This is a genomic window from Jeotgalibacillus haloalkalitolerans, from assembly GCF_034427455.1.
GTDB classification, from domain to species: Bacteria; Bacillota; Bacilli; order Bacillales; family Jeotgalibacillaceae; genus Jeotgalibacillus; species Jeotgalibacillus haloalkalitolerans.
Map to the genome: position 1 here is coordinate 318411 of NZ_JAXQNN010000002.1, position 21963 is coordinate 340373.

Consider the following 21963-nt stretch of genomic DNA (forward strand, 5'->3'; position numbering starts at 1 on the left):
AATATAAGAACGGACAATATGTAAGCGTTTGCTTTCTGAATTCGTGAAAAACTTCGATTTAATGGGTTGTCACGTTGTATTCACAGGGCTATAATTGTCCGTATATCAAAAACATATGTATTTTCAAAAAGTACAAAGTAGTGAAAGCAGGTGCATGTAATGGAAAAGCAAATTAACGTAGGTATGTTAGGTTTTGGAACAGTCGGAAGTGGTGTAGCAACCATTATTAAAGAAAATGAAAAGCAGCTTTCCCAAAAGCTTGGAGCTGTTGTAAAAATTAAAAAAATTGCGGTTAGAGATATTGAAAAGAACCGCGGTGCTGATATTAATGGAAGTGAACTCACAACTGATATAAATGATGTAATCCAGGATGAATCCATTCAGGTGATTGTTGAAGTAATGGGCGGGGTTGAAGAAGCGCATTATGCAATCGAAAAAGCATTAAAAGCGAGTAAAGCGGTGATTACTGCCAATAAGGACTTAATGGCGCTTCATGGACACACATTATTAAAGCTTGCTGAAGAGCATCAGGCGGACCTTTACTATGAAGCGAGTGTAGCTGGTGGTATTCCGATTATCAGAACACTGGAAGACGGATTAGCTTCAGATAGAATCTCTACTATTATGGGAATTGTAAATGGTACAACCAACTATATCCTGACTAAAATGAAAGAAGAAGGATGGAGCTATGAGGATGCGTTAAAAGAAGCACAGGCCCTTGGCTTTGCTGAAAGTGATCCAACGTCAGATGTTGAAGGACTGGATGCTGCAAGAAAGATGGCAATTCTTGCAACGCTTGCCTTCTCAATGGAGGTATATCTGGATGATGTTGAAGTAACAGGAATGACAAATATTACAGCTGAAGATATGGCACTGGCAGAACAATTCGGTTACAGTGTCAAAATGCTCGGTTTTGCAGAAAAAGACGAAGATGGTGTTGATGTGGCAGTTGAACCGGTGTTCTTAAAATCTTCACATCCACTCGCAGCAGTAAGAAATGAATATAATGCAGTATATGTATATGGTGATGCAGTAGGAGAAACAATGTTTTACGGTCCCGGAGCAGGGTCTATGCCAACAGCTACTTCTGTTGTATCTGACGTTATTGCTGCATGCAGAAACCTGCTGCTTGGCGTGGCAGGTGCCAGACACATCGATTATGTTAATGACCGACAAATTAAACAGGAGGATCAGCAGCATGCACAGTTTTTCCATAGACTGCTTGTAAAAGACAAAATCGGAGTCTTTTCAGCACTTACTGATATCTATGGTAAATACGAAGCAAGCCTCAGCTCAATCATCCAGCGTCCGGGAGACACAGAGGGAGAAGCAGAGGTCATCCTGATCACACATCCTGTATCGAGGAAGAATCACCACAAAATTATCGAAGAATTAAATGGCTCAGATGTGGTGAAAACAATCATCAGTCAATATAGAGTGGAAGGAGGCGACCGCTAATGCGCTGGAAAGGGTTAATTGAACAATATAAAGAATGGCTTCCTGTCACAGATGAGACGCCTTTACTGAGCTTAAATGAAGGTAATACGCCTTTAATTCATTTAGAAAACCTTTCAAAAGAATGGGGCATCTCTCTATATGTGAAAACGGAAGGTGCAAATCCTACGGGATCATTTAAAGACCGTGGTATGGTAATGGCTGTTGCCAAAGCAAAGGAAGAAGGCAGTAAAGCAATTATTTGTGCATCAACAGGGAACACATCGGCAGCCGCAGCTGCATATGGAGCGAGAGCAGGCTTACGTACGATTGTTGTCATTCCTGAAGGAAAGATTGCACTTGGGAAACTGGCACAGGCAAGAATGTACGGAGCGGAAATTATTTCAATAGAAGGTAATTTTGATGAAGCACTTAACCTGGTCAGAAAAATAAGTGAAGAAGAAGATATTACGCTTGTTAATTCTGTGAACCCATACCGTCTGGAAGGACAGAAAACAGCTGCACTTGAAGTGATTGATCAGCTCGGACAGGCGCCGGATATTCTTGCATTACCTGTAGGAAACGCAGGAAATATTTCAGCATACTGGAAAGGCTTCACTGAATATAACAAAAAAGAAGGGGGCCGTTTACCAAAATTATTGGGTGCACAGGCATCAGGAGCGGCACCGATCGTTCATGGCAGAGTGTTTGATAAGCCGGAAACGGTTGCGACAGCTATACGGATCGGGCATCCTGCAAGCTGGGATCTTGCATTAAATGCTTTAAAAGAATCAGAAGGTCATATCTTAGAAGTAACGGATGAAGAGATCTTAGAAGCTTATCAGCTGATTGCTAAACGTGAAGGTGTATTTGCAGAGCCTGCATCATGTGCGCCAATTGCAGCGATTAAAAAACGACTTGAAGCAGGAGAAATTGAGAAAGGTTCAACGGTAACGGCTGTATTGACAGGTAACGGATTAAAAGACCCTGAAACAGCAATTAACGTTTCTGATCTTGAACCGCTTGTCATTAAAGCTGAAATTGAAGCATTGAGAAGTGAATTAAAGGGGGAGGTGAAACTGTGAGTTTCTCCCCGTTTACTGTGAAAACACCAGCGTCTACAGCGAACCTCGGCCCGGGTTTCGATTCAATCGGGCTTGCACTCCCAATTTTCCAGACAATTGAAGTAGAGCCCAGCTCTCGCTGGAACGTTTCATATAAACAGGATGAATTTCAGCATCTCCCGGTTGATGACACGAACCTGATATTAAAAACAATACAGGAAGTAGCAGCCTTTGCTGAAAAAGCTTGTCCTGCAGCCACATTGACCGTCAGTTCTGATATTCCTTTATCAAAAGGCCTAGGCAGCAGTGCAGCCGCTATTGCAGCGGGCATTGTCATTGCTGACAGGCTGATGGGTCTTGAAATGAGTCTAGATGAACAGATCAAGACAGCATCAGACATTGAAGGGCACCCTGATAATGTGTCGGCATCCCTGGCTGGCGGATTGACTGTGTCAAGATATGAGGATGATGAACTTGTAAGTGTGTCACTTCCCGCTGAAGGCTTCTCAGTGATCATTATGGCACCTGAAGCAGAGCTTGAAACAAAAGAATCAAGAGGTGTATTACCACAATCTCTGACTCATCGTGATGCAGTTTTAGCGAGTGCAGCAGCGAATGTAATGGTAGCCTCACTGATCACAGGTAACTTTAAAAAAGCCGGAAGCGTTATGATGAAGGATACGTTCCATGAACCATACAGAAAACCTTTTTTCCCGCAGCTTGAAGATATAAAAGACTTTGCATGTAAATCAGGTGCTTTTGCTGTAACGATCAGTGGTGCCGGCCCATGTATTTCTATATTTGCCGAAGATGCCAGAGTATCACCGATCACTGAACACCTGAAGGGTCGATATGACGGTTATCAGACAATACAATTAAAACCAGTTAATCAGGGTACACTATTAATAGAACAGCACTTAAACCGCCTGTCCGTATAACAGGCGGTTTTATCTGTCTTACCATGTGATGTGTTTGCAGCTGGTTTGAATTGGATAATACATGTACTAGAGGTTAAAAACGTGGTAAAGGAGTGGGAAGAATGGAATTTTCAAACATACAGAAACACGGACAGCCCGGTCAGCATCAGGAAAAGCAGCCGGGAGAGCTTACTGAGATGAAGCCGGAACCGATTCATGATGATCAAAATTATAAAGGAAGCGGAAAGCTTAAAGGAAAAACTGCGCTTATTACAGGAGGAGACAGCGGCATAGGAAAAGCGGCAGCCATTGCTTACGCAAAAGAAGGGGCCAACCTGTCAATCGTGTATCTTGATGAGCATGACGACGCAAAGAAGACAAAAGAAGAGATACAGGCTTATGGTGCAAAGTGTCTGATTCTAAGCGGGGATGTAGGGAATGAAGAATTCTGTAAGCTTGCAGTATCCAGTACAGTAAAAGAATTCGGCGGTCTTGACATCCTGGTCAATAACGCAGCTGAACAGCATCCGCAGGATTCGATTGAGAAGATATCAGCTGCGCAGCTTGAAAAAACATTCAAAACCAATATATTTTCAATGTTCCATCTTGTAAAAGCTGCTTTAAAACATTTAAAAGAAGGCAGTGCGATCATTAATACGAGTTCAGTAACAGCCTATGCGGGTAATGAGCAGTTAATTGATTACTCATCTACCAAAGGAGCGATCACCAGTTTTACCCGTTCACTGGCAAAATCATTAACTGAAAAGAAAATCAGAGTAAATGCAATTGCGCCAGGTCCTATCTGGACACCTTTAATTCCATCAACCTTTGAAAGTAACCAGGTGGCTGAGTTCGGAGTGGAAAATCCTCAGGAAAGACCCGGTCAGCCCGCAGAACTTGCCCCGGCCTATGTCATGCTGGCCTCCAATGACAGCTCTTATATGACCGGACAGACGATCCATATCAATGGAGGTACTTTTGTATCAAGTTAATGTCCAGTTGAAATAAATAAATCCCCGGCTCAAGTTGAAAGCCGGGGATTTTTCTTATTAATAATCTTCATCTACATACTGCCAGCCGTCTTCCTGATATTCAGCAATCTCCTGAACTTCATCTTCACGTAAACCGGTAGATAGTAATTGTTCTGTTTTTACATGCGTTTTTTCCTCCGGCTGATAGTCCGTTAACAGTTCATCTCGGTTTCGCTTCATATCGGAGCCACCTCCATGAAAATTGTAATTGGCAATTGGCTAGAGGAATTCTACATCTGTAGTTTAACACATTTAAAGGTTCTCATACACTGATTATTTTTCAGTGTCCAACAAACCGTCAGAGGAGGAGTCAGATTGAGTATGCCGTTTATTTTTCTCATTCTTCTGATCAATTTTTTGATCTTCAACAGGCACAGGATCAGTATGTTTTTCATCCTCATGCCGGTCAAGAATGTTTTTCTTATCGCTTTTGATCCGATCAGGCTGATCATTTCGCTTTTTTTCATCACTCATAATATCCCTCCTAAGTATTCTCACTTAACCATTCCCTTATAATTACCATTTAAATCATACTTAGTAGCAACTCCGAAAAAAAATGTTTTAAAATAGGCAATTAAGGAAATAAAGAGAATATGAATGAAAGAGGAGGGCTTTATAATGGGATTTAAAAGATTAGCGTTACTTGGTTTAGGTGCTGCAGGTGCTGCATATTTCAAGAAAAAAGAAAATAGGGATAAGGCTAAAGCAGCTTTTGAGGATTCAAAAGTGAAAGTCAGCCAGATGGTTGATGACGCAAAAAAGTCATATGACAATTATAAAACAGGTGAGAAAACAACTGATTATTCTCACGAGGATGACAAGATGATGTCTGAAGGCGCACAAACATCTGTTCAATATTATAATGAACAGCAGGAAGATCAGGAAGAAAAACCACCCCGTCCAGGGACCCCTGAATAATTGATAAAAATGAACAGTCGCAAATGCGGCTGTTTTTTGTTTTTCAAGAGATCAAGCAAAAGGTTTTAAAATAGTGTATAATAGTAAATGTATAATGATATACTGTAAGATAAAACATTACAAGATCCCTTTTTATCTGATGAAGATAAAACCTGATTTTGTAACTTAAGGGGGACAATCAGTGATGTTTCAAAGAAAACCAACTGAAGAAATTCAAAAAGAACAGACAGACGTATGGGAATGCTCAGCTGACGGCTGCAACGTTTGGATGCGTGATAATTTTTCAGTCAAGGGCCAGGAAAAGCAGGAATGTCCAATCTGTGGCAGTGACATGGTAAAAGGCAGCAGAAATATTGAAGTCGTACCTAACCCTCAAAATTTTTAATGATAATAGCCGCAAGTCTTCTTGCGGCTTCCAAGAGGTACGTACGTGTGTTAAACTAATGTATATAAATGAATAGGTAAAGAGGTTCGCGACCATCCCTCTATAAAAAACTAGGCCAAATGCAGGAAACACCTGCTTTTTTTAGTGAACTCGTGAACACTCTTACTTCTTTCATGGATTTGATCATGAATAGGAGAGGAGCTTTTTTTATGGATAAAAATAAGGCGATCGTTGTTTTCAGTGGTGGACAGGATAGTACGACATGCTTATTCTGGGCACTTAAAAAATTTGATTCTGTTGAGGCAGTCACTTTTGCATACGGTCAGAGGCATGCTTCTGAAATCGAGGCGGCAAAAGAGATTGCAAAGGACTTAGATGTTAAGCACCATATTCTCGATATGAGTCTGCTTAATCAGCTTGCACCATCAGCTTTAACAAGGGATGAAGAAATTACTGAAAAAGAAGGTGAACTTCCTTCTACATTTGTACCGGGAAGAAACCTGATGTTTCTGTCATTTGCTTCGGTTCTTGCCCACCAGACAGGCGCAAAGCATATTGTTACCGGTGTCTGTGAAACTGATTTCAGTGGATACCCTGATTGCCGTGATGCATTTGTGAAGTCACTGAATGTCTCAGTGAACTTGTCAATGGATAAAGATTTTGTATTCCATACGCCATTAATGTGGCTAGATAAGAAAGAAACATGGGAGCTTGCCGATCAATTAGATCGTTTTGATTATGTAAGAAATCAGACGATTACTTGTTATAACGGTATAAAAGGTGATGGGTGCGGGGAATGCCCTTCATGCAAATTACGTCTCAAAGGGATGAATGAATATTTAGCTGAAAAGGAGGAGATCAGATGATGCAGCAGATCTATCCCGCTCCTTTACACGGATATTCATATGAATTAAATAAAGATTTTCATTTCTCTGCCGCTCACGCCATTCCTTCTGAGGATGCTGGTAAGTGCCGATTTGTTCATGGTCATACCTACTACGTTAATATTACAGTTGCAGGTGACGAATTGGATGATGCAGGGTTTTTGATTAATTTTAAAAAAATTAAACAATTGGTGCATGATCGTTTTGATCATACATTGTTAAATGACGATCAGATTTTTTCTGAAACTGATTCTGACTGTTTCCCTACAACTGAAGTCGTTGCAAGATCAATTTGGGAAATCATCGAAGAACATCTGAAGCAGACTGAGAATAAGCCAGCCTGCCTGCAGGTATTCCTGCGTGAAACGCCAACAAGCTATGTGGTTTACCGTCCGAAGAAAGAAGGGAACAAGTAATGGAAAAATCAAAGAAAAAGTTCCCTGTGCTTGAAATATTCGGACCGACTGTTCAGGGGGAAGGCATGGTAATCGGTCAGAAAACAATGTTTGTGAGAACTGCCGGCTGTGATTACAGCTGCTCCTGGTGCGATTCTGCCTTCACCTGGGATGGCAGTGCGAAAGATGAGATTAAACGGATGACAGCTGAAGAAATTTACGAAGAACTCATTACAACCGGCAAAGATCTGTTTAATCACGTCACCATTTCAGGCGGGAATCCTGCCTTACTTAAAAGTCTGTCTGAACTTGTTGACCTTCTTCATAATAAAGGCATTAAAGTAGCGCTTGAAACACAGGGGAGTATCTGGCAGGACTGGTTTATGGAAATTGATGATCTTACACTCTCTCCTAAACCACCCAGCTCAGGCATGAAGCCGAATATGGGGATTCTTGATGACATAGTTCATAAATTAAATGATGGCAGCAACGATTTCTCTATAAAAGTCGTTATATTCGACCTTCTGGATCTGTCATTTGCAGAGGACCTTCATCAGCGTTATCCAGGCGTGCCATTTTATCTTCAGGTAGGAAATGATCAGGTAAACGAAGAAAAAGATGAGCAATTAATTCCGGATCTGATTTCACGCTATGAATGGCTGATTGATCAGGTAATGGAAAACAATAAGCTGAATCAGGTCCGTGTACTGCCGCAGCTTCACACTTATGTCTGGGGTAATAAAAGAGGAGTGTAGGGATCTTGATCAGTGGTGGAGTATTAATCGTCATATGCAGTCTATTGTTTTTCTATCAGATGAAAAAAGATCATGTAAATCGCAATGTAGTCATTTTATTTTTTGCTCTTGCAGGAATGATCACAGGGGCATGGCTCATATTTGATGCGATCTTATTCAGCGTTATATAAAAAAAGTGAAGGCCGATTTTCCGGCCTTCACTTTTTTTATTTTTCCCAGTGAGCTTCAATAAACTCGTCTCTGCCTGACTGTGCTCTGTCTTTCTGATAAGCTTCAGGGTCTTTTTTATAAAAATCCTGATGATAATCTTCTGCAGGATAAAATGCGTCCGCTGGTTCAATAGGTGTTATGACAGGCTTTTTAAAGCGTCCGGATGCTGCAAGCTTCTGTTTTGATTGCTCTGCTTTTTCCTTCTGCTCATTGTTATGATAAAAAATTGTTGCTCTGTAAGAAGGTCCGCGATCCTGGAACTGACCTTCATTATCTGTCGGATCCACCTGCTGCCAATAGATTTCAAGCAGCTGATCATAAGGGAATACGTCAGGATTGAATGTAATTTCAACTGCTTCACGGTGACCTGATTCGCCGGATTTAACATCTTCATATGATGGGTTTTTTACATGTCCGCCTGTATATCCTGATACAACCTGTTCAATGCCATCGTATTGATCAAATGGCTTAACCATGCACCAGAAACAGCCGCCTGCAAATGTCGCTTTTTCTAATTTCATTGTAAAACCTCCAGTTTTGAATAATTCATTTTAACATTCAATTATCAAATTTTCCTGAATAAAGGTTTGATTTTTATAAAAAGAGGGTTTAAAGTGTAACGAACGATGCTTAATTGCGTCTATATGAATATCACAAATCTATTAAGTGTGAATTCACTTAGGAGGAACTATGGAAACAAGAGTAAAAAGACGGAAGAAAAAATTGAGAAAAGGCAGAACTTTTTTTGCTTTATTAATATTGATAATTATGATCACTGCAGGTTATGCCGGCAGCCAATATTGGATTGGCTATCAATCTACTAAAGGGGCTGCACCTGAATTGAACCAGGGAGAGGACTTTCAGCGTTCATCTCCTGAGGGCGGAAAGAGAAATGTACTGCTGATCGGTGTTGATAGCAGAGGAGAGGAGAAATCCAGGTCAGATACAATGATGATTGCTCAATGGGACCCTGAAAGTGACACTATAAAGCTTGTATCATTAATGAGAGATATATATGCTGAGATTCCGGAATATGGACCGTATAAGTTAAATACAGCTTATTATCTTGGTGGTCCGGAGCTATTAAGGAAAACAATTAATCATAATTTCGATGTAGAGATTCATGATTACATGATTGTTGACTTTAAAGCATTTGAAACCGCTGTTGATACCATTGCGCCGGATGGTGTGGATATCAATGTAGAAAAAGCAATGTCTGAAAAAATCGGTGTTTCTCTTGAAGAAGGGCAGCAGAAATTGAACGGTCAGGAGCTACTTGGCTATGCCCGTTTCAGAGCTGACAGTGAAGGTGATTTTGGCCGTGTGGACAGGCAGCAGCAGGTTATTGAGGCATTGATAGATCATACGGTCAGCGTCTCATCTATTGCACGGGCACCGAAAACGTTAGGTGCCGTTCAGCCATATTTACAAACGAGTTTATCTGAATCTGCAAAACTGAGTCTGTTCACCAGTGTCTTATTCAGTGGTGGAGGAGATGTTGAGAGGCTTACGGTTCCGGTAGAAGGATCGTATTCAACACCTACTTATGAAGGGGCAGGTTCAGTGCTCGAGCTTGACTGGGCTGTGAACCAGGAAGCCATCAAAGAATTTCTAAAATAATAAAAACGCAGCGCCTCAAATTGAGCGCTGCGTTTTTATCTATAACTTCTTCCTGCCTGTGACCAGGTTGTAGATGATTAAGATGACTGCAATAATAATTAATACATGAATAATTCCACCAGCAATATCTAACAGCAGTCCAACTAACCATACGACGATTAAAATCACGATAATCCACCATAAAATTCTCATCATATGCTGTCACCCCTTTCTATATTAGTGATATACAGTCATTATTTACCCTAAGAAAGATGCGGTAATCCATAACGGTAAAAATTTATTGAAATATGCAGTTTTGTAGATGTTCGATCATATGTTCGCTATAATGGTATTAACCATACATATAGAAAAGGATGAAGCATTATGAAAGGTGCATCACATGCACTGGTTGGTACGGCAATCGGTTTGAGCATTGCTGTATACTACGATATGGAACCGGCTGCGACAGGTCTTGCCATGCTCCTTGGCAGTACAGCCGCCCTTGCGCCGGACCTTGATACAAACGGAAGACTCTCAAACAGAATATCTTTACACCGGAAATGGCTCTGGTATACACTGTCTGCACTCGGTGTATTAATCGGCATATACAGCTTGGTTTCATTAAATGGACTCATAAAAGCAGGAGGCGTGATCGCAGCAGTCATATTAATCATCGCGCCCAGATTTTTGATTAAACAGCGCTTTATGGTCATGCTAACCGGCTTTGCCATTATGGGGGTCGGATGGTTTTACACAGAGTACTGGATGATCTATTTTGGTTTATTTACGACTGTCAGTTCATTTCTTCCGCACAGAGGACTGACGCATTCTATTCCGGGGCTTATTGTATTTACGTATATCGCCCATACACTTGAACTAAGGTTGAACATTGAAGGGATCACAGCTGTTTGTTTCTTGGCCTATCTGAGCCATCTTGTGCTTGATATGAAGGCACTTCCTTTCAATAAAAAAGGAGTTAAATGGCTGCTGCCTTTTTACAGCAGGGAGTTTTAACGTTTATAAATGTGGAAAGCAGTGGTAAACTACTACCATGAGATAAATCGTTTCAGGACTGTCTGACGGGGGTATGAAAATAACTACTCGTATGTTTAAAGGAGTTTGATTATGAAATTATCACAGGAAAAAAGAATACAATTGCATGAATTTAACAATTTAACGAAATCCTTGAGTTTTAATATGTACGATGTCTGCTACACAAAATCCAAGCAGGAGAGAGAAGCTTATATTGCTTATATTGATGAGCAGTACAATGCTGACAGACTCACGAAGATTTTGACACATGTAGCTGATATCATTGGTGCGCACGTACTGAATGTGGCAAAACAGGATTATGTTCCTCAGGGAGCCAGTGTAACGATCCTTGTATCTGAAGGTCCGATTGTTGAAGTGCCTACAGAAAACTATGAAGAATCACCAGGGCCATTACCATCGACAGCAGCATTGCACCTGGATAAGAGTCATATCACTGTACACACATATCCTGAATATCATCCTCATGAGGGAATCAGTACGTTCAGAGCTGATATTGATGTATCAACCTGCGGGGAAATTTCACCGTTGAAAGCACTGAACTATCTGATTCATTCATTTGATACAGATATTATGACAATGGACTACCGTGTGCGCGGTTTTACGCGTGATGTGGATGGTCATAAGCTGTTTATTGATCATGACATTAATTCAATCCAGAACTTTATTCCAACAGCAATTAAAGAAGATTACGATATGATTGATGTGAATGTGTATCCGGAGAATATTTTCCATACAAAATGTAAACTGAAGGATTTTGATCTGAACAACTATTTATTCGGTTATAAAAAAGATTCACTGACTGAAGATGAAGCGTCAGAGATTACAGATAAACTGAAAATCGAAATGGATGAGATTTTTTATGGTAAAAACATGCGTGCACATCCGAGAGATCCGTCCAGAAATGAATAACCCGTGATTCACGGGTTATTTTTTGTGCAGGGGAAAGGCAAATATACACGCTTAATTATTTTTATTTTCTAGTTTACATAATATATATTATAGGAAGTTAAGTCTAAAACAGCCATACTGTCTCATATCATAAGTTTACTACTAATAGTGAGACGAAACAGAAAAAAATAAAAAGTGCCCGCGCACTTTTTATTTTGTATCTTCATGTAATTTAGCGATTTTATATCTTCTCATCGCAATAAAACCATTTACAGCACTGATTAAAATTAAAAATACGCCAAGTGCCATATCATCTTCAAGAAATCTTCTTATACTCCAGACACCAAAAAATACAGCAAATATCAGATTTAATGCAATCATTGCCGGCTGTACTCTCATCAAGCGCATTCACTCCTTTATTTTACAGTAAGCGCAGATAATCCTTTTTCAGCGATCAGCTGGTGGTATTTTTCTTCCAGTTGAATTAAACCTTCAATTGCATTGTCTGCTGTTACGTGTCCAGCCTGAATTTCTCTTTCTAATTCATTTCTGGCCAGCACCGCTGCGATTTGATCTTCAAGAATGGCATTTTCATAATTTCTCAGGTGCATCGAGTCTTCAGATTCCATTTGCAAAGTCGGCATAAAAACCTGATCATTTTCTTCTATCAGGTCTTCGCTTTCAAACGCCTGAGCATACGAGTACAGCTTTTGCTCCATGTTAACGAAGTCCTGATCGTGGTCTCCTGCTTCCCTCATTGAATGCTTAACCATATCTGCCAGGTAAACCGCTCTGATGAGTGCGCGGTATTCCTGTCTGGATAAATCAATTCTCATGATTGATCAGCTCCATTATGCTGAATCAGGTGCGTTTCACCGTTTTTCTGAACAATTTTCTTTTCTTTATAAAGTCTTCCGAGTGCACGCTTGAAAGATGCTTTACTCATGTTAAAAATCAATTTAATGTCTTCAGGGTTACTTTTATCGCCAAATGGCATGCTGCCGCCCCGGCTGAGAAGGTAATTAAATATTACTTCAGAATCCTCGTCCATTTTATCCTGTTTTCTTGGAAGTAACGATCCGTTTAGTGTTCCGTCATCTTTAACACCAATGATACGAACTGAAATGTCCTGCCCGAGGCGCGGCTCCTCTTTACGCTCACTTTCATGGATAAAGCAGCGGTAGCCTTCTTCTGTTAACACAAACGTTCCAACTCTCAGTAATCTGTATGGACGTCCTTTTAATTCTTTGTTATGCACATCGTCATCCGCACGCTCAGAAAGAACCTGAACAACTTCCTCAGTCGCAAGTCTTCCGAACATCTGCCCCGCAAGATCTGTACGCAGTGTGATATATAAATAATCACCGGCTTCAGGCCATACATGCTTGACTGCCGGTAGATCCTCAGGCAGTACAGTCACTTCTCTTGAAATACCAATATCAAGCGCCGCTCCATCACGGTCATTTACCTTAATTACTTTAGCCCATCCGTAGACACCTTTTCTGATTTCCGGAATCATTGTAGATGCTGTAAGTCTGCCTCTTCTGTCTGGATAGACAAAAAACTCTCTGGTATCTCCTTCATTAATGTCTTCATGAATCTCAGAGTCGTTTATCGGAATTTCTTCATCGCCTCTTAATAGATAAAAACCAAATGACGTCTTACTGCCCACTGTCAGTTTCTGAACGGTACCGCCAATAGATGTTTGTTCACTCATTTTATATGCCTCCTGAAATCTTAAATAACTGATTAACTGTATCATAAAAATTGATGCTGTTACAGGTAAGTATAGCGTTCTTAAGATATTTTTAACAGAAAGAACGAAAAAACACCGGCAACAGCGCTACTTAAAAACCGTGTTCAGGATATTCTGGATAATCCGCTTCTGTTCTTCAAATAACGGAAGAAATTGTTTCTTCATCACTTCGAATGCATCTTTCCCCTGGTCAGTGAGTGTATACCAGTATACCTTCTGTCTTTTTCGTTCATGTGACTTATAATCCTCTTTTCTGTGCAATAATCCTTCTTCGGCCATATCATGAAGCGCATCAAGCAAAGTGCTCGGTGCTGGTTCCCAGTTGCCGCCGATCTTTCTGAACTCTGCCTTAAAATGTTCACTGATCATGCCTGAATGTCTGATTGAGAGTAAATGGAGTATGTAAAACTTGGTGAATTGTGAAGCACTCATATTTAACGCAAATTTTTTCGGATTATGCTTACTCATCTAAGTCCTCTCCTTTATAAGTCAATCTGAATGAAAGTGCCAGTTTTACCTGGTGCGATCATATGTTTGCTTTTATTATACAGCAAAAGCCTGCAAATTTGCAGGCTTTTCCATTCACTATAGTGTCTGATACCAGTTTTTTGCGTCACTTACTTCTTCTTCAATCAGCTGGTGACCTCTGTTGTACCATTTAGTCGTGACACTCGCTCCTGCATGATTCAACAGCTCTGTTAAATCTGTTGTTTCACCTGCAGGACAGATTGGATCATTTTCACCCGCTCCGATAAATACGTTAACACCTGACAGATCAGGAAGCTCGTGATCTCTTAAAGGTACCATTGGATGATGCAGGATCGCAGCTTTTAATGAATCCTTGTAGTGAAACAACAGACTCCCCGCAATATTCGCACCGTTTGAATAACCGATGGCAATCACATTGCTGCGATCAAACTGATATTTATGAGCTGCATCATTAATAAATTCATTCAGTTCTTTTGTACGGAACTTCAAATCCTCTATATCAAATACACCTTCTCTTAAGCGTTTAAAGAATCTTGGCATTCCGTTTTCACTTACATTGCCACGTACACTCAGAATACTTGCTTCAGGATCAATCATATCAGCGATCGGCAGCAGATCCTGTTCTGTTCCGCCTGTACCGTGCAAGAGTAATAATACCGGCTTACCTTCTTTACCTTCATGATAAATGTGATGCATGAATAACCTCCGCCTTTCAGTTATGTCTTATGATTCATTCTATATCAGAATAAAAGTTTATTTCAAACTTAAGACTCTCGATTCAAAAGTATTCCCCTTTTACATTTCCATGAAGGGGAAGAAGTGATATAATGTGTTGATATGTTTTCTTGGAGGGATTATTAAATGATACAAGTATCAGATGTCAGTCTTCGTTTTGGAGACCGCAAGCTGTTTGAAGATGTGAATATTAAATTTAACCCGGGTAACTGTTATGGTCTGATTGGTGCGAATGGTGCGGGTAAATCTACTTTCTTAAAGATTTTATCCGGAGAAATCGAAGCGCAGACCGGTCATGTTTCAATGGGACCTAATGAACGTCTGGCAATTTTAAAGCAGAATCACTTTGAATTTGAAGAAGAAGAAGTGATTAATGTCGTGTTAATGGGACATACCCGCCTGTATGAGGTAATGCAGGAGAAAAACGCGATTTATATGAAGGAAGATTTTTCTGATGAAGACGGGATTAAAGCTGCTGAGCTTGAAGGTGAGTTTGGTGAGATGAACGGCTGGGAAGCTGAATCAGATGCTGCTATCCTTCTTCAGGGGCTTGGTATCAGCGAAGAGCATTTCAACAAAAAAATGGCTGAACTGACTGGATCTGAAAAGGTAAAAGTGTTGCTTGCACAGGCTCTTTTCGGTAAACCGGATGTTCTGCTGCTGGATGAGCCGACAAACGGTCTTGATATCCAGGCAATCCAATGGCTAGAAGACTTCCTGATTAACTTTGAAAACACAGTGATCGTTGTATCCCATGACCGTCACTTCCTGAACACTGTATGTACGCATATTGCTGATCTTGATTTCAGCAAGATTCAGATCTATATGGGTAACTATGATTTCTGGTACGAATCAAGTCAGCTTGCTCAAAGACTGGTTTCAGACCAGAACCGTAAGAAAGAAGAGAAAATTAAAGAGCTTCAGGCATTCGTAGCGCGCTTTAGTGCTAATGCCTCTAAATCAAAGCAGGCTACTTCCCGTAAGAAGCTTCTTGATAAAATCACACTTGATGACATTAAGCCATCTTCACGTAAATATCCTTTCGTACAATTCGAAATGGAACGTGAGATTGGTAATGACGTGCTTCAGGTTAAAGATCTGTCTAAAACCATTGATGGAGTAAAAGTGCTTGATAACGTCAGCTTTACAATGAATAAAGATGACAAGATTGCACTTGCAGGTACAGATGAAATTGCGAAAACTACATTAATGCGCATCCTGATGGGTGAAGTTGAGCCGGATAGCGGAAGCTTTAAATGGGGCGTAACTACTTCACAGTCATATTTCCCGCATGATAACTCTTCTTACTTTGAAGGTCAGGAATCAGATCTTGTTGACTGGCTGAGACAATACAGTCCTGAAGATGAGAGTGAAACGTTCCTGAGAGGCTTCCTTGGCAGAATGTTATTCTCCGGTGAAGAAGTAAGAAAGAAACCTTCTGTCTTATCAGGAGGAGAAAAAGTACGCTGCATGCTGTCACGCATGATGCTGAAAAAAGCAAATGTACTGCTGCTGGATGAGCCGACAAATCACCTTGATCTTGAATCAATCACAGCACTCAATAATGGGTTGATTAACTATAAAGGTGCGATGATCTTTACTTCACATGACCATCAGTTTGTACAGACGATTGCAAACCGTATCATCGATATCACAGATGGTCAGATTACTGACAAGCAGCTTACGTATGATGAGTTTCTTGAGTGGAATAAAGAACGAGTATCCAATTAAAAAAAACCTGCCGGATCTCCGGCAGGTTTTTTATTTTTGAAATTTCTTTAACAGAGCCGGCAGTGTCCCCTTTTTTAACACCTTATCCGATAACCCTGCAATTTTGTTAATCACTTTAAGGCCATCTTCATCCCCGGCCCAGTGATCTCTAATAATGTCTGGAGAAAGGTTATTCACTATTGTTTGCAGAACAAATGACGCGACTACCAGGTCATCTATGTATCCTCCTGGTCCGACTAGTCCTTCAGGAATCAGGTCAAATGGCAAAATAAAATAACTGATTGCCCCTGCAACCATCGCCCTGTCCTTACCGGATACTCTTTTATCCCTGACCACCTGGACCAGCAGATAAAAAATATCAGGTGCAAACAACAGGTATTTCGCATATTTGTGGTTTTTACCGGTCTTATCTTTTAAAAATTCATCAATTTTACTTCTCAAACGAAAGTAGAAATTCTCCTGTTCTTCACGTGTGTGTTCTTCCATTGCGGCTCCCTCCTTCTGAATGGCAGCCCGGGATTATGTATACCGGAACTGTCTTTATCATAAGACAGCCGGCATGTAAATTACCACCAATAAGGTTTGGTATGCTTGTTTTCTTTGACCTTTTCATTCCGTTCAGCTTTTTTCTTCTGGAACTCCCAGAATGCATCAAACGGGTGCGGCTTTGAGGATTTAACAGGTTCTTTTTCTTTCATCTTAACCCCTCCTTGTAGACAGCATATGCGGGTGACTGCCCCGGGGTATGGGTGGTCATAGAACACAGGGGAAATATATTGAATTAAAAAAACCGCTCTCTGTTAAGAGAACGGTTTTTATATCAACAATTACAGTTTTACAACGTTAGCTGCTTGTGGTCCACGGTTACCTTCAACCACTTCGAATTCTACCTGCTGGCCTTCGTCAAGAGACTTGAAGCCTTCGCCTGTGATAGCTGAGAAGTGTACGAATACGTCGTTTTCTCCTTCAACTTCGATGAATCCGAAACCTTTTTCTGCGTTAAACCATTTTACTGTACCAGTTTTCATAATGAAAAACCTCCAAAAAATAAATTGACAATATGCAAACTTACCGTAAATAGAAAAATTCACATATTACAAAAAGTACCGTGCTTTCCGATCACTCTTTGTAATATGTGAATCTTGTCATGCAGGTATCATTGCTTATTGACTTGTTACCCTCATTATACAGCGTTTAAAGCGAATGTCAAATCAATTAATCAAAAATTTGTTAAAATTATTTAATGCGTAATTGATGCTTTTCTGCAAGGTCCGGCGGTGCCATCTTTACAGCAAGCTGCAGCATAAACGTTGTAAATGCGATATCATCCGTTATACCGACTAAAAACAGATAATCCGGGATAATATCTGCCGGCATCACTGCATAGGCGATGATTAATCCACCTGTCAGAAGCTTTTTAACAGGATGGACTGAAGATGAAACGAAAAAGTCTTTAATAAATGGCAGTGACTTTCTGAAATGAAAAATAAACTGGATTCTTTTTAGCATTTTCATTAGATCGATCCTTCCGCTTGAATATATTGTTAGCATAAACCATCTGGGTAAGGTATGATTATGTCAATTATACATATAGATGGAGGGAAACGTATTGAGTGAGTTAGCAAAGTCAAAATGGTTTCGTTTTGGTTTTGGCTTGATTACCATTTTAATTATTATTTACTTACTGTCCTTAGTGGAGTTTATCTTCACTCCAATTGTGATTATCGTCACAACCCTGTTTGCGCCAATTGCAATCGCAGGTGTACTTTACTATCTTTTAAGACCGATTGTCAATTTTGCTGCAAAATACTTACCTAGAGGCATTTCGATTTTACTGATCTATCTTGCCGGTATCGGATTAATTGTTGGGTTGTTCTTTTTAATTGGACCTCCCCTGTCAAGACAATTTAACTCTCTGGTAGATAATATCCCTTCAATATTTAATGAGTTATCTGCAATGGCTATGAACCTGGTGCAATCAGACTGGTTTAAGAGCATTCAGGAACAGCAGGATTTTTCGATCCAGGATATTACTGACCGGGTAGCAAGTACGCTGCAGGGTTCTCTTGACGCTATAGGGTCGAACCTCATGTCTATTATCGGTGTCATCACGAATATTGCAATTGTACTTGTGACGATTCCTTTTGTATTGTTTTACATGTTAAAAGACGGTCAGAAACTTCCTGAACAGTTTCTGCGCTTTACGCCTGAAGAGTTCCGTCCTGAAGGAAGAAAAGTACTGCAGGATATGGATGTTGCTTTAAGTTCATACATCCAGGGTCAGCTGATCGTCAGCTTTTGTGTAGGGGTTTTACTTTATATCGGTTATTTGATTATTGGCCTCGAATACACGATTGTACTTGCTTTGGTGGCAATGCTTACAAATGTTATACCGTTTGTGGGACCCTTTATCGGGACGATACCTGCAGTCATTGTCGGGTTTATTGATTCCCCACTTACAGCACTGTTTGTCATTCTGGTTGTGATCGCGGCTCAGCAGATTGAAAGTAACCTGATCTCTCCGCAGGTCATGGGAAAAAAGCTTCAGGTGCACCCGCTGACAATTATCTTCTTACTGCTTGTCGCTGGAAGTTTCGGCGGTCTTTTAGGACTTATCATGGCGGTTCCGACTTATGCTGTTGGTAAAGCAATCGTGGTAAATGCCTATCGATTTATTACAATCAGAAAGCGTTATGATGATAAACGCATGAAAAAAAGTAAAATGGTATAGAAAAAAGAGGCCCTGGATCAGGCCTCTTTTTTTTGTGAGAAAATCGCTTCAAAAAATTGTTTGTCTTCTTCTGTCATTTTATCTCTAATATAAGGCTCTCCCTGTGAAAACAGGATATATCCGTGATAAACCTGCAAATCTTCATCACAGTCTTCACAGAAGAAAAACTCATCCTCATTCCAGAATGCAGCCTGCGTTCCCCTTTTTACACGTGCATGATCATACCTCGCCAGGTTTTCATGCATCTTATCTCTGTAAAATTCCAATGCTTCATGTTTCGTATTAAATGTCCATTCAACAGTAATATCAGATTCCCAGCCCTCTAAAAACCACCAGGGCTCTGCATCGCTTTTCAGCTGTACGATCCGCCACAAAAGCAGCACCGCCTTTCTTTCATGTGCTGCTTATAAGTGTACTGAACCTTGAAGAGAAATGAAACGGATCTGCTCATTCTCTATGCGTTAACAGTTTCAATGTCTGCCTCTTCAGTTTTTTCGTCAGTTAAAGGATCTATAATCTTCAGTACCAGTGGATAATGTTCTGCCTCCTGATTCAGCTTGTAAAGAATCCTCTTACCATGTCTCTGTTCTGTAATGAGCTTTGCTGTTTTCAGTTTTTTTATGTGCTGGCTGACAAGCGGCTGGCTAATGCCAAAAAACTGAACAAATTCTGAAACAGTCCACTCTTCCTCAGCCATTTTCTTGGCCATGATTAACCTTGTCCGATCTCCGAACAAACGGTAAATATCAGCTAACTCATGTGAGTAATCAAATTCTTGACTCATCATCTGCCCCTCGCTTCCAAAAAAATAAACCAAATGGCTCATATATATAGTACGTTCGAATTATATTATACCCTCAAATAATTAAAAAAACTACTCTTCATGGAATTATTTTCGTTTTTAATAGTCTTTAAGTCTATTTGAGAATACAAAAATTGCATTGCTTGCTTCCTTTTCCTGAATGATAGACAATATACATAAGGAAAAATTGAAACTTATAGCCGGTTATAACCGTATAAGATACTATAAGTCCTGATAAGGAGAAGATGGATATGAAGCAAATATTAAATTTTGTGACCCGTCTTGGAATTTCACTGCCTATTGCAAGCATTACCTGGATCAGTGCCATCTTTCTGATGAATGTGTCATTCTGGCCTTCATTGGCGGCAGCTCTGATTGGCGGGATTGTGCCATTTTATACGATTAAGTGGTTTCAGAAACGCTCCCTTTTAAAATCGTATGGTTTAACAAAAAGAGAATATGAATATATACAGTCAAACTTAAAAGAAGCACAGAAAAAAATATCCCGGCTGCAGGGAAAACAGTTCCAGATCCGCTCAATTTCAGCAATGAGACAGTTAAATGATATGATTAAGTTCTCAAGAAGAATATTCAGCATTGTGAAAAAAGACCCTAAACGCTTTTATACATCTGAACGATTCTTTTTTTACCATCTGGACAGCGCGGTCGAGTTAACGGAGAAATATACTATGCTCGTTACTCAGCCTGTTAAAAATAAAGAAGTACTGGTTTCATTGGAGGATACAAGACAGACGCTTCACGAGTTAAATCGTTCGCTTGAAGAGGACCTGATGAAGGTATTGTCTAATGATCTTGATACACTGCGAATTGAACTTGATATGGCGAAAAATACAATAGAGCATAAATAACGGGAGGTTGTATTGATGGAAGAAAAACAACAGGTCAAAGTAGAAGAACGATCATCTAAATTGGATGATCTGCTTGCAAACCCATTTGGTGATAATGAAATTACGACTGCAGATACTCACACAGGACAAGCCGCGCCTAAAAGGTTAGCGGATGTCTTACCGGAAGAAGACCGGAAACAGGCAGAAGCCCTGTCTAAGCAGATTGATCCAGCTGATCATCAGTCGATTCTCCAATATGGAACAGCAGCTCAGTCCAAGCTTTCTAATTTCTCTCATGCGATGCTTGATCATGTTCAGAGAAAAGATGTCGGTCCGATTGGTGACATATTAAAAGAATTGATGAACAGGCTTGAACAGATTGATCCTGATGAGCTTTCTGATCAGAAGAAAAATGTGATCTCAAAATTGTTCAACCGGGTAAACAGATCTGTAAATGAAATTTTGTCCAAGTACCAAAAGGTTGGTGCACAGGTAGACAGAATCAGCGTAAGACTCGACCATTCAAAAAAGTCCCTGCTTGATGATATTCAGATGCTCGACCAGCTTTATAACGAAAACAAAGAATATTTTCAGGCGCTGAATATTTATATCGCTGCTGCAGAACTGAAACGTGAAGACCTTGAGCATAATGTGATTCCCGCTCTTCGCACGAAAGCAGAAAAAAGCAGTGATCAGATGGCGTACCAGGAAGTCAATGATATGATGCAATTTCTGGACAGACTCGATAAGCGTATACATGATCTTCAGCTCAGCAGACAAATCACTATACAAAGTGCCCCGCAGATCAGAATGATTCAGAATATAAACCAGGCACTGGCTGAAAAAATTCAGGCGTCTATCCTGACTGCTATCCCATTGTGGAAGAACCAGATTGCAATTGCACTCACATTGTTCAGGCAGCAGCGCGCAGTTGAAGCCCAGAAGCAGGTTACTAAAACCACAAACGAATTATTGCTGAAAAACTCTGAGATGTTAAAGGTAAACAGTATTGAAACGGCAAAGGAAAATGAAAGAGGCATTGTAGATATCGAAACCCTGAAAACGACGCAGTCCAACCTGGTATCCACCCTGGAGGAAACGCTTCGTATTCAGGAAGAAGGCCGTCAGAAACGGAGACAGGCTGAAGGAGAAATTCAGGCAATGGAAGCTGAGTTAAAACAGCAGCTGCTGCAATTAAAAAATAAAAGATCATAATAAAAAACCGCTGTGTCAGTTATACACAGCGGTTTTACATTTTCCTCAGCCAGTCAGTTGTTTTGCGTTTTGCATTTTTCCATTGATTTCTGTTCACCTTTTCATTGTGACGGCTGTATTCTT

General features: G+C 40.3%; 32 protein-coding genes and 1 riboswitch. Of the genes, 17 read left to right on the forward strand and 15 right to left on the reverse strand.

Annotated elements, in window-relative coordinates; all coding sequences use genetic code 11:
* Positions 1-159 precede the first annotated feature (159 nt).
* From UFB30_RS06440 to UFB30_RS06455, 4 genes are all read left to right on the forward strand, one after another.
* A complete protein-coding gene (locus tag UFB30_RS06440; protein ID WP_322420865.1) occupies positions 160-1458 on the forward strand; it encodes a homoserine dehydrogenase in 1299 nt (432 codons plus the stop codon).
* Positions 1458-2519, forward strand: coding sequence for a threonine synthase (thrC, locus tag UFB30_RS06445; RefSeq protein WP_322420866.1), 1062 nt, complete (start codon positions 1458-1460; stop codon positions 2517-2519). Before UFB30_RS06440 ends, thrC begins: the two co-directional genes overlap by 1 nt.
* A complete protein-coding gene (thrB, locus tag UFB30_RS06450; RefSeq protein ID WP_322420867.1) occupies positions 2516-3436 on the forward strand; it encodes a homoserine kinase in 921 nt (306 codons plus the stop codon). The genes thrC and thrB overlap by 4 nt, the downstream gene beginning before the upstream one ends.
* A gap of 101 nt (positions 3437-3537) precedes the next feature.
* Entirely contained in the window at positions 3538-4407 is an 870-nt protein-coding gene (locus UFB30_RS06455; protein WP_322420868.1) for an SDR family oxidoreductase, read from the forward strand.
* A 57-nt stretch (positions 4408-4464) separates the two neighbouring features.
* Here the strand turns inward: UFB30_RS06455 and UFB30_RS06460 are convergent, their stop codons facing one another.
* On the reverse strand, positions 4465-4626 hold the full coding sequence (locus tag UFB30_RS06460; RefSeq protein WP_322420869.1) for a hypothetical protein: 162 nt from the start codon (positions 4624-4626) through the stop codon (positions 4465-4467).
* 93 nt (positions 4627-4719) lie between these two features.
* Positions 4720-4920 (reverse strand): YczO family protein, encoded by a 201-nt coding sequence (locus UFB30_RS06465; RefSeq protein ID WP_322420870.1) that lies wholly within the window; start codon positions 4918-4920, stop codon positions 4720-4722.
* A gap of 144 nt (positions 4921-5064) precedes the next feature.
* On the opposite strand from UFB30_RS06465, the gene UFB30_RS06470 reads away from it, so the two are divergent.
* The 6 genes from UFB30_RS06470 to UFB30_RS06495 all read left to right on the forward strand — a co-directional run bounded on the left by UFB30_RS06470 (position 5065) and on the right by UFB30_RS06495 (position 7953).
* Entirely contained in the window at positions 5065-5364 is a 300-nt protein-coding gene (locus UFB30_RS06470; protein ID WP_322420871.1) for a YbyB family protein, read from the forward strand.
* Positions 5365-5548: 184 nt separating this feature from the next.
* Positions 5549-5749, forward strand: a complete 201-nt coding sequence (locus tag UFB30_RS06475; RefSeq protein WP_322420872.1) for a cold-inducible protein YdjO-related protein — start codon at positions 5549-5551, stop codon at positions 5747-5749.
* A 75-nt stretch (positions 5750-5824) separates the two neighbouring features.
* Positions 5825-5869: riboswitch (PreQ1 riboswitch) on the forward strand.
* A gap of 89 nt (positions 5870-5958) precedes the next feature.
* Positions 5959-6615, forward strand: coding sequence for a 7-cyano-7-deazaguanine synthase QueC (queC, locus tag UFB30_RS06480; protein WP_322420873.1), 657 nt, complete (start codon positions 5959-5961; stop codon positions 6613-6615).
* Positions 6612-7049 (forward strand): 6-carboxytetrahydropterin synthase QueD, encoded by a 438-nt coding sequence (queD, locus tag UFB30_RS06485; protein ID WP_322420874.1) that lies wholly within the window; start codon positions 6612-6614, stop codon positions 7047-7049. The genes queC and queD overlap by 4 nt, the downstream gene beginning before the upstream one ends.
* A complete protein-coding gene (gene queE / locus UFB30_RS06490; RefSeq protein WP_322420875.1) occupies positions 7049-7783 on the forward strand; it encodes a 7-carboxy-7-deazaguanine synthase QueE in 735 nt (244 codons plus the stop codon). The genes queD and queE overlap by 1 nt, the downstream gene beginning before the upstream one ends.
* Positions 7784-7788: 5 nt before the next feature.
* Positions 7789-7953 (forward strand): hypothetical protein, encoded by a 165-nt coding sequence (locus UFB30_RS06495; RefSeq protein ID WP_322420876.1) that lies wholly within the window; start codon positions 7789-7791, stop codon positions 7951-7953.
* Positions 7954-7989: 36 nt separating this feature from the next.
* Here the strand turns inward: UFB30_RS06495 and msrA are convergent, their stop codons facing one another.
* The gene (msrA, locus tag UFB30_RS06500) at positions 7990-8514 is read right to left on the reverse strand and encodes a peptide-methionine (S)-S-oxide reductase MsrA (protein ID WP_322420877.1); all 525 of its coding nucleotides are present in this window, start codon (positions 8512-8514) and stop codon (positions 7990-7992) included.
* 169 nt (positions 8515-8683) lie between these two features.
* Between msrA and UFB30_RS06505 the strand changes: the two genes are divergently transcribed.
* Positions 8684-9613 (forward strand): LCP family protein, encoded by a 930-nt coding sequence (locus UFB30_RS06505; protein WP_322420878.1) that lies wholly within the window; start codon positions 8684-8686, stop codon positions 9611-9613.
* 39 nt (positions 9614-9652) lie between these two features.
* On the opposite strand, the gene UFB30_RS06510 is transcribed toward UFB30_RS06505, so the two are convergent.
* Positions 9653-9808 carry a lmo0937 family membrane protein gene (locus UFB30_RS06510; protein ID WP_322420879.1) on the reverse strand — a complete coding sequence of 52 codons (156 nt, stop codon included), beginning with the start codon at positions 9806-9808 and terminating at the stop codon, positions 9653-9655.
* A gap of 168 nt (positions 9809-9976) precedes the next feature.
* Between UFB30_RS06510 and UFB30_RS06515 the strand changes: the two genes are divergently transcribed.
* The gene (locus UFB30_RS06515) at positions 9977-10606 is read left to right on the forward strand and encodes a metal-dependent hydrolase (RefSeq protein ID WP_322420880.1); all 630 of its coding nucleotides are present in this window, start codon (positions 9977-9979) and stop codon (positions 10604-10606) included.
* Positions 10607-10717: 111 nt separating this feature from the next.
* A complete protein-coding gene (gene speD / locus UFB30_RS06520) occupies positions 10718-11554 on the forward strand; it encodes an adenosylmethionine decarboxylase (RefSeq protein WP_322420881.1) in 837 nt (278 codons plus the stop codon).
* Between the two features lie 189 nt (positions 11555-11743).
* On the opposite strand, the gene UFB30_RS06525 is transcribed toward speD, so the two are convergent.
* From UFB30_RS06525 to UFB30_RS06545, 5 genes are all read right to left on the reverse strand, one after another.
* Positions 11744-11935 carry a hypothetical protein gene (locus UFB30_RS06525; protein ID WP_322420882.1) on the reverse strand — a complete coding sequence of 64 codons (192 nt, stop codon included), beginning with the start codon at positions 11933-11935 and terminating at the stop codon, positions 11744-11746.
* Between the two features lie 14 nt (positions 11936-11949).
* On the reverse strand, positions 11950-12369 hold the full coding sequence (locus UFB30_RS06530) for a hypothetical protein (protein ID WP_322420883.1): 420 nt from the start codon (positions 12367-12369) through the stop codon (positions 11950-11952).
* Positions 12366-13250: a CvfB family protein gene (locus UFB30_RS06535; protein ID WP_322420884.1), complete on the reverse strand. Its 885-nt coding sequence runs from the start codon at positions 13248-13250 to the stop codon at positions 12366-12368. The genes UFB30_RS06530 and UFB30_RS06535 overlap by 4 nt, the downstream gene beginning before the upstream one ends.
* 126 nt (positions 13251-13376) lie before the next feature.
* A complete protein-coding gene (locus tag UFB30_RS06540) occupies positions 13377-13757 on the reverse strand; it encodes a PadR family transcriptional regulator (RefSeq protein WP_322420885.1) in 381 nt (126 codons plus the stop codon).
* A gap of 117 nt (positions 13758-13874) precedes the next feature.
* Positions 13875-14474: an alpha/beta hydrolase gene (locus UFB30_RS06545; protein ID WP_322420886.1), complete on the reverse strand. Its 600-nt coding sequence runs from the start codon at positions 14472-14474 to the stop codon at positions 13875-13877.
* 165 nt (positions 14475-14639) lie between these two features.
* On the opposite strand from UFB30_RS06545, the gene UFB30_RS06550 reads away from it, so the two are divergent.
* Positions 14640-16244, forward strand: coding sequence for an ABC-F family ATP-binding cassette domain-containing protein (locus tag UFB30_RS06550; protein WP_322420887.1), 1605 nt, complete (start codon positions 14640-14642; stop codon positions 16242-16244).
* A gap of 30 nt (positions 16245-16274) precedes the next feature.
* Here UFB30_RS06550 and UFB30_RS06555 read toward each other — a convergent pair whose 3' ends face one another.
* From UFB30_RS06555 to UFB30_RS06570, 4 genes are all read right to left on the reverse strand, one after another.
* Complete coding sequence (locus UFB30_RS06555) at positions 16275-16730, reverse strand: YkvA family protein (RefSeq protein WP_322420888.1); 456 nt, start codon at positions 16728-16730, stop codon at positions 16275-16277.
* Between the two features lie 80 nt (positions 16731-16810).
* Positions 16811-16942 carry a hypothetical protein gene (locus tag UFB30_RS06560; protein ID WP_322420889.1) on the reverse strand — a complete coding sequence of 44 codons (132 nt, stop codon included), beginning with the start codon at positions 16940-16942 and terminating at the stop codon, positions 16811-16813.
* A gap of 129 nt (positions 16943-17071) precedes the next feature.
* Entirely contained in the window at positions 17072-17272 is a 201-nt protein-coding gene (locus tag UFB30_RS06565) for a cold-shock protein (protein ID WP_039809180.1), read from the reverse strand.
* 208 nt (positions 17273-17480) lie between these two features.
* Complete coding sequence (locus tag UFB30_RS06570) at positions 17481-17759, reverse strand: YkvA family protein (RefSeq protein ID WP_322420890.1); 279 nt, start codon at positions 17757-17759, stop codon at positions 17481-17483.
* 94 nt (positions 17760-17853) lie between these two features.
* Between UFB30_RS06570 and UFB30_RS06575 the strand changes: the two genes are divergently transcribed.
* Entirely contained in the window at positions 17854-18975 is a 1122-nt protein-coding gene (locus UFB30_RS06575; protein ID WP_322420891.1) for an AI-2E family transporter, read from the forward strand.
* Between the two features lie 17 nt (positions 18976-18992).
* Here UFB30_RS06575 and UFB30_RS06580 read toward each other — a convergent pair whose 3' ends face one another.
* Together UFB30_RS06580 and UFB30_RS06585 are read right to left on the reverse strand one after the other, a co-directional pair.
* Entirely contained in the window at positions 18993-19349 is a 357-nt protein-coding gene (locus tag UFB30_RS06580) for a DUF1033 family protein (RefSeq protein WP_322420892.1), read from the reverse strand.
* Between the two features lie 80 nt (positions 19350-19429).
* The gene (locus UFB30_RS06585; protein WP_322420893.1) at positions 19430-19759 is read right to left on the reverse strand and encodes an ArsR/SmtB family transcription factor; all 330 of its coding nucleotides are present in this window, start codon (positions 19757-19759) and stop codon (positions 19430-19432) included.
* Between the two features lie 269 nt (positions 19760-20028).
* Here UFB30_RS06585 and UFB30_RS06590 point away from each other — a divergent pair, with 269 nt between their 5' ends.
* The gene (locus tag UFB30_RS06590; protein ID WP_322420894.1) at positions 20029-20646 is read left to right on the forward strand and encodes a 5-bromo-4-chloroindolyl phosphate hydrolysis family protein; all 618 of its coding nucleotides are present in this window, start codon (positions 20029-20031) and stop codon (positions 20644-20646) included.
* A gap of 15 nt (positions 20647-20661) precedes the next feature.
* Positions 20662-21840: a toxic anion resistance protein gene (locus tag UFB30_RS06595; RefSeq protein WP_322420895.1), complete on the forward strand. Its 1179-nt coding sequence runs from the start codon at positions 20662-20664 to the stop codon at positions 21838-21840.
* The last annotated feature ends 123 nt before the right edge of the window (positions 21841-21963 follow it).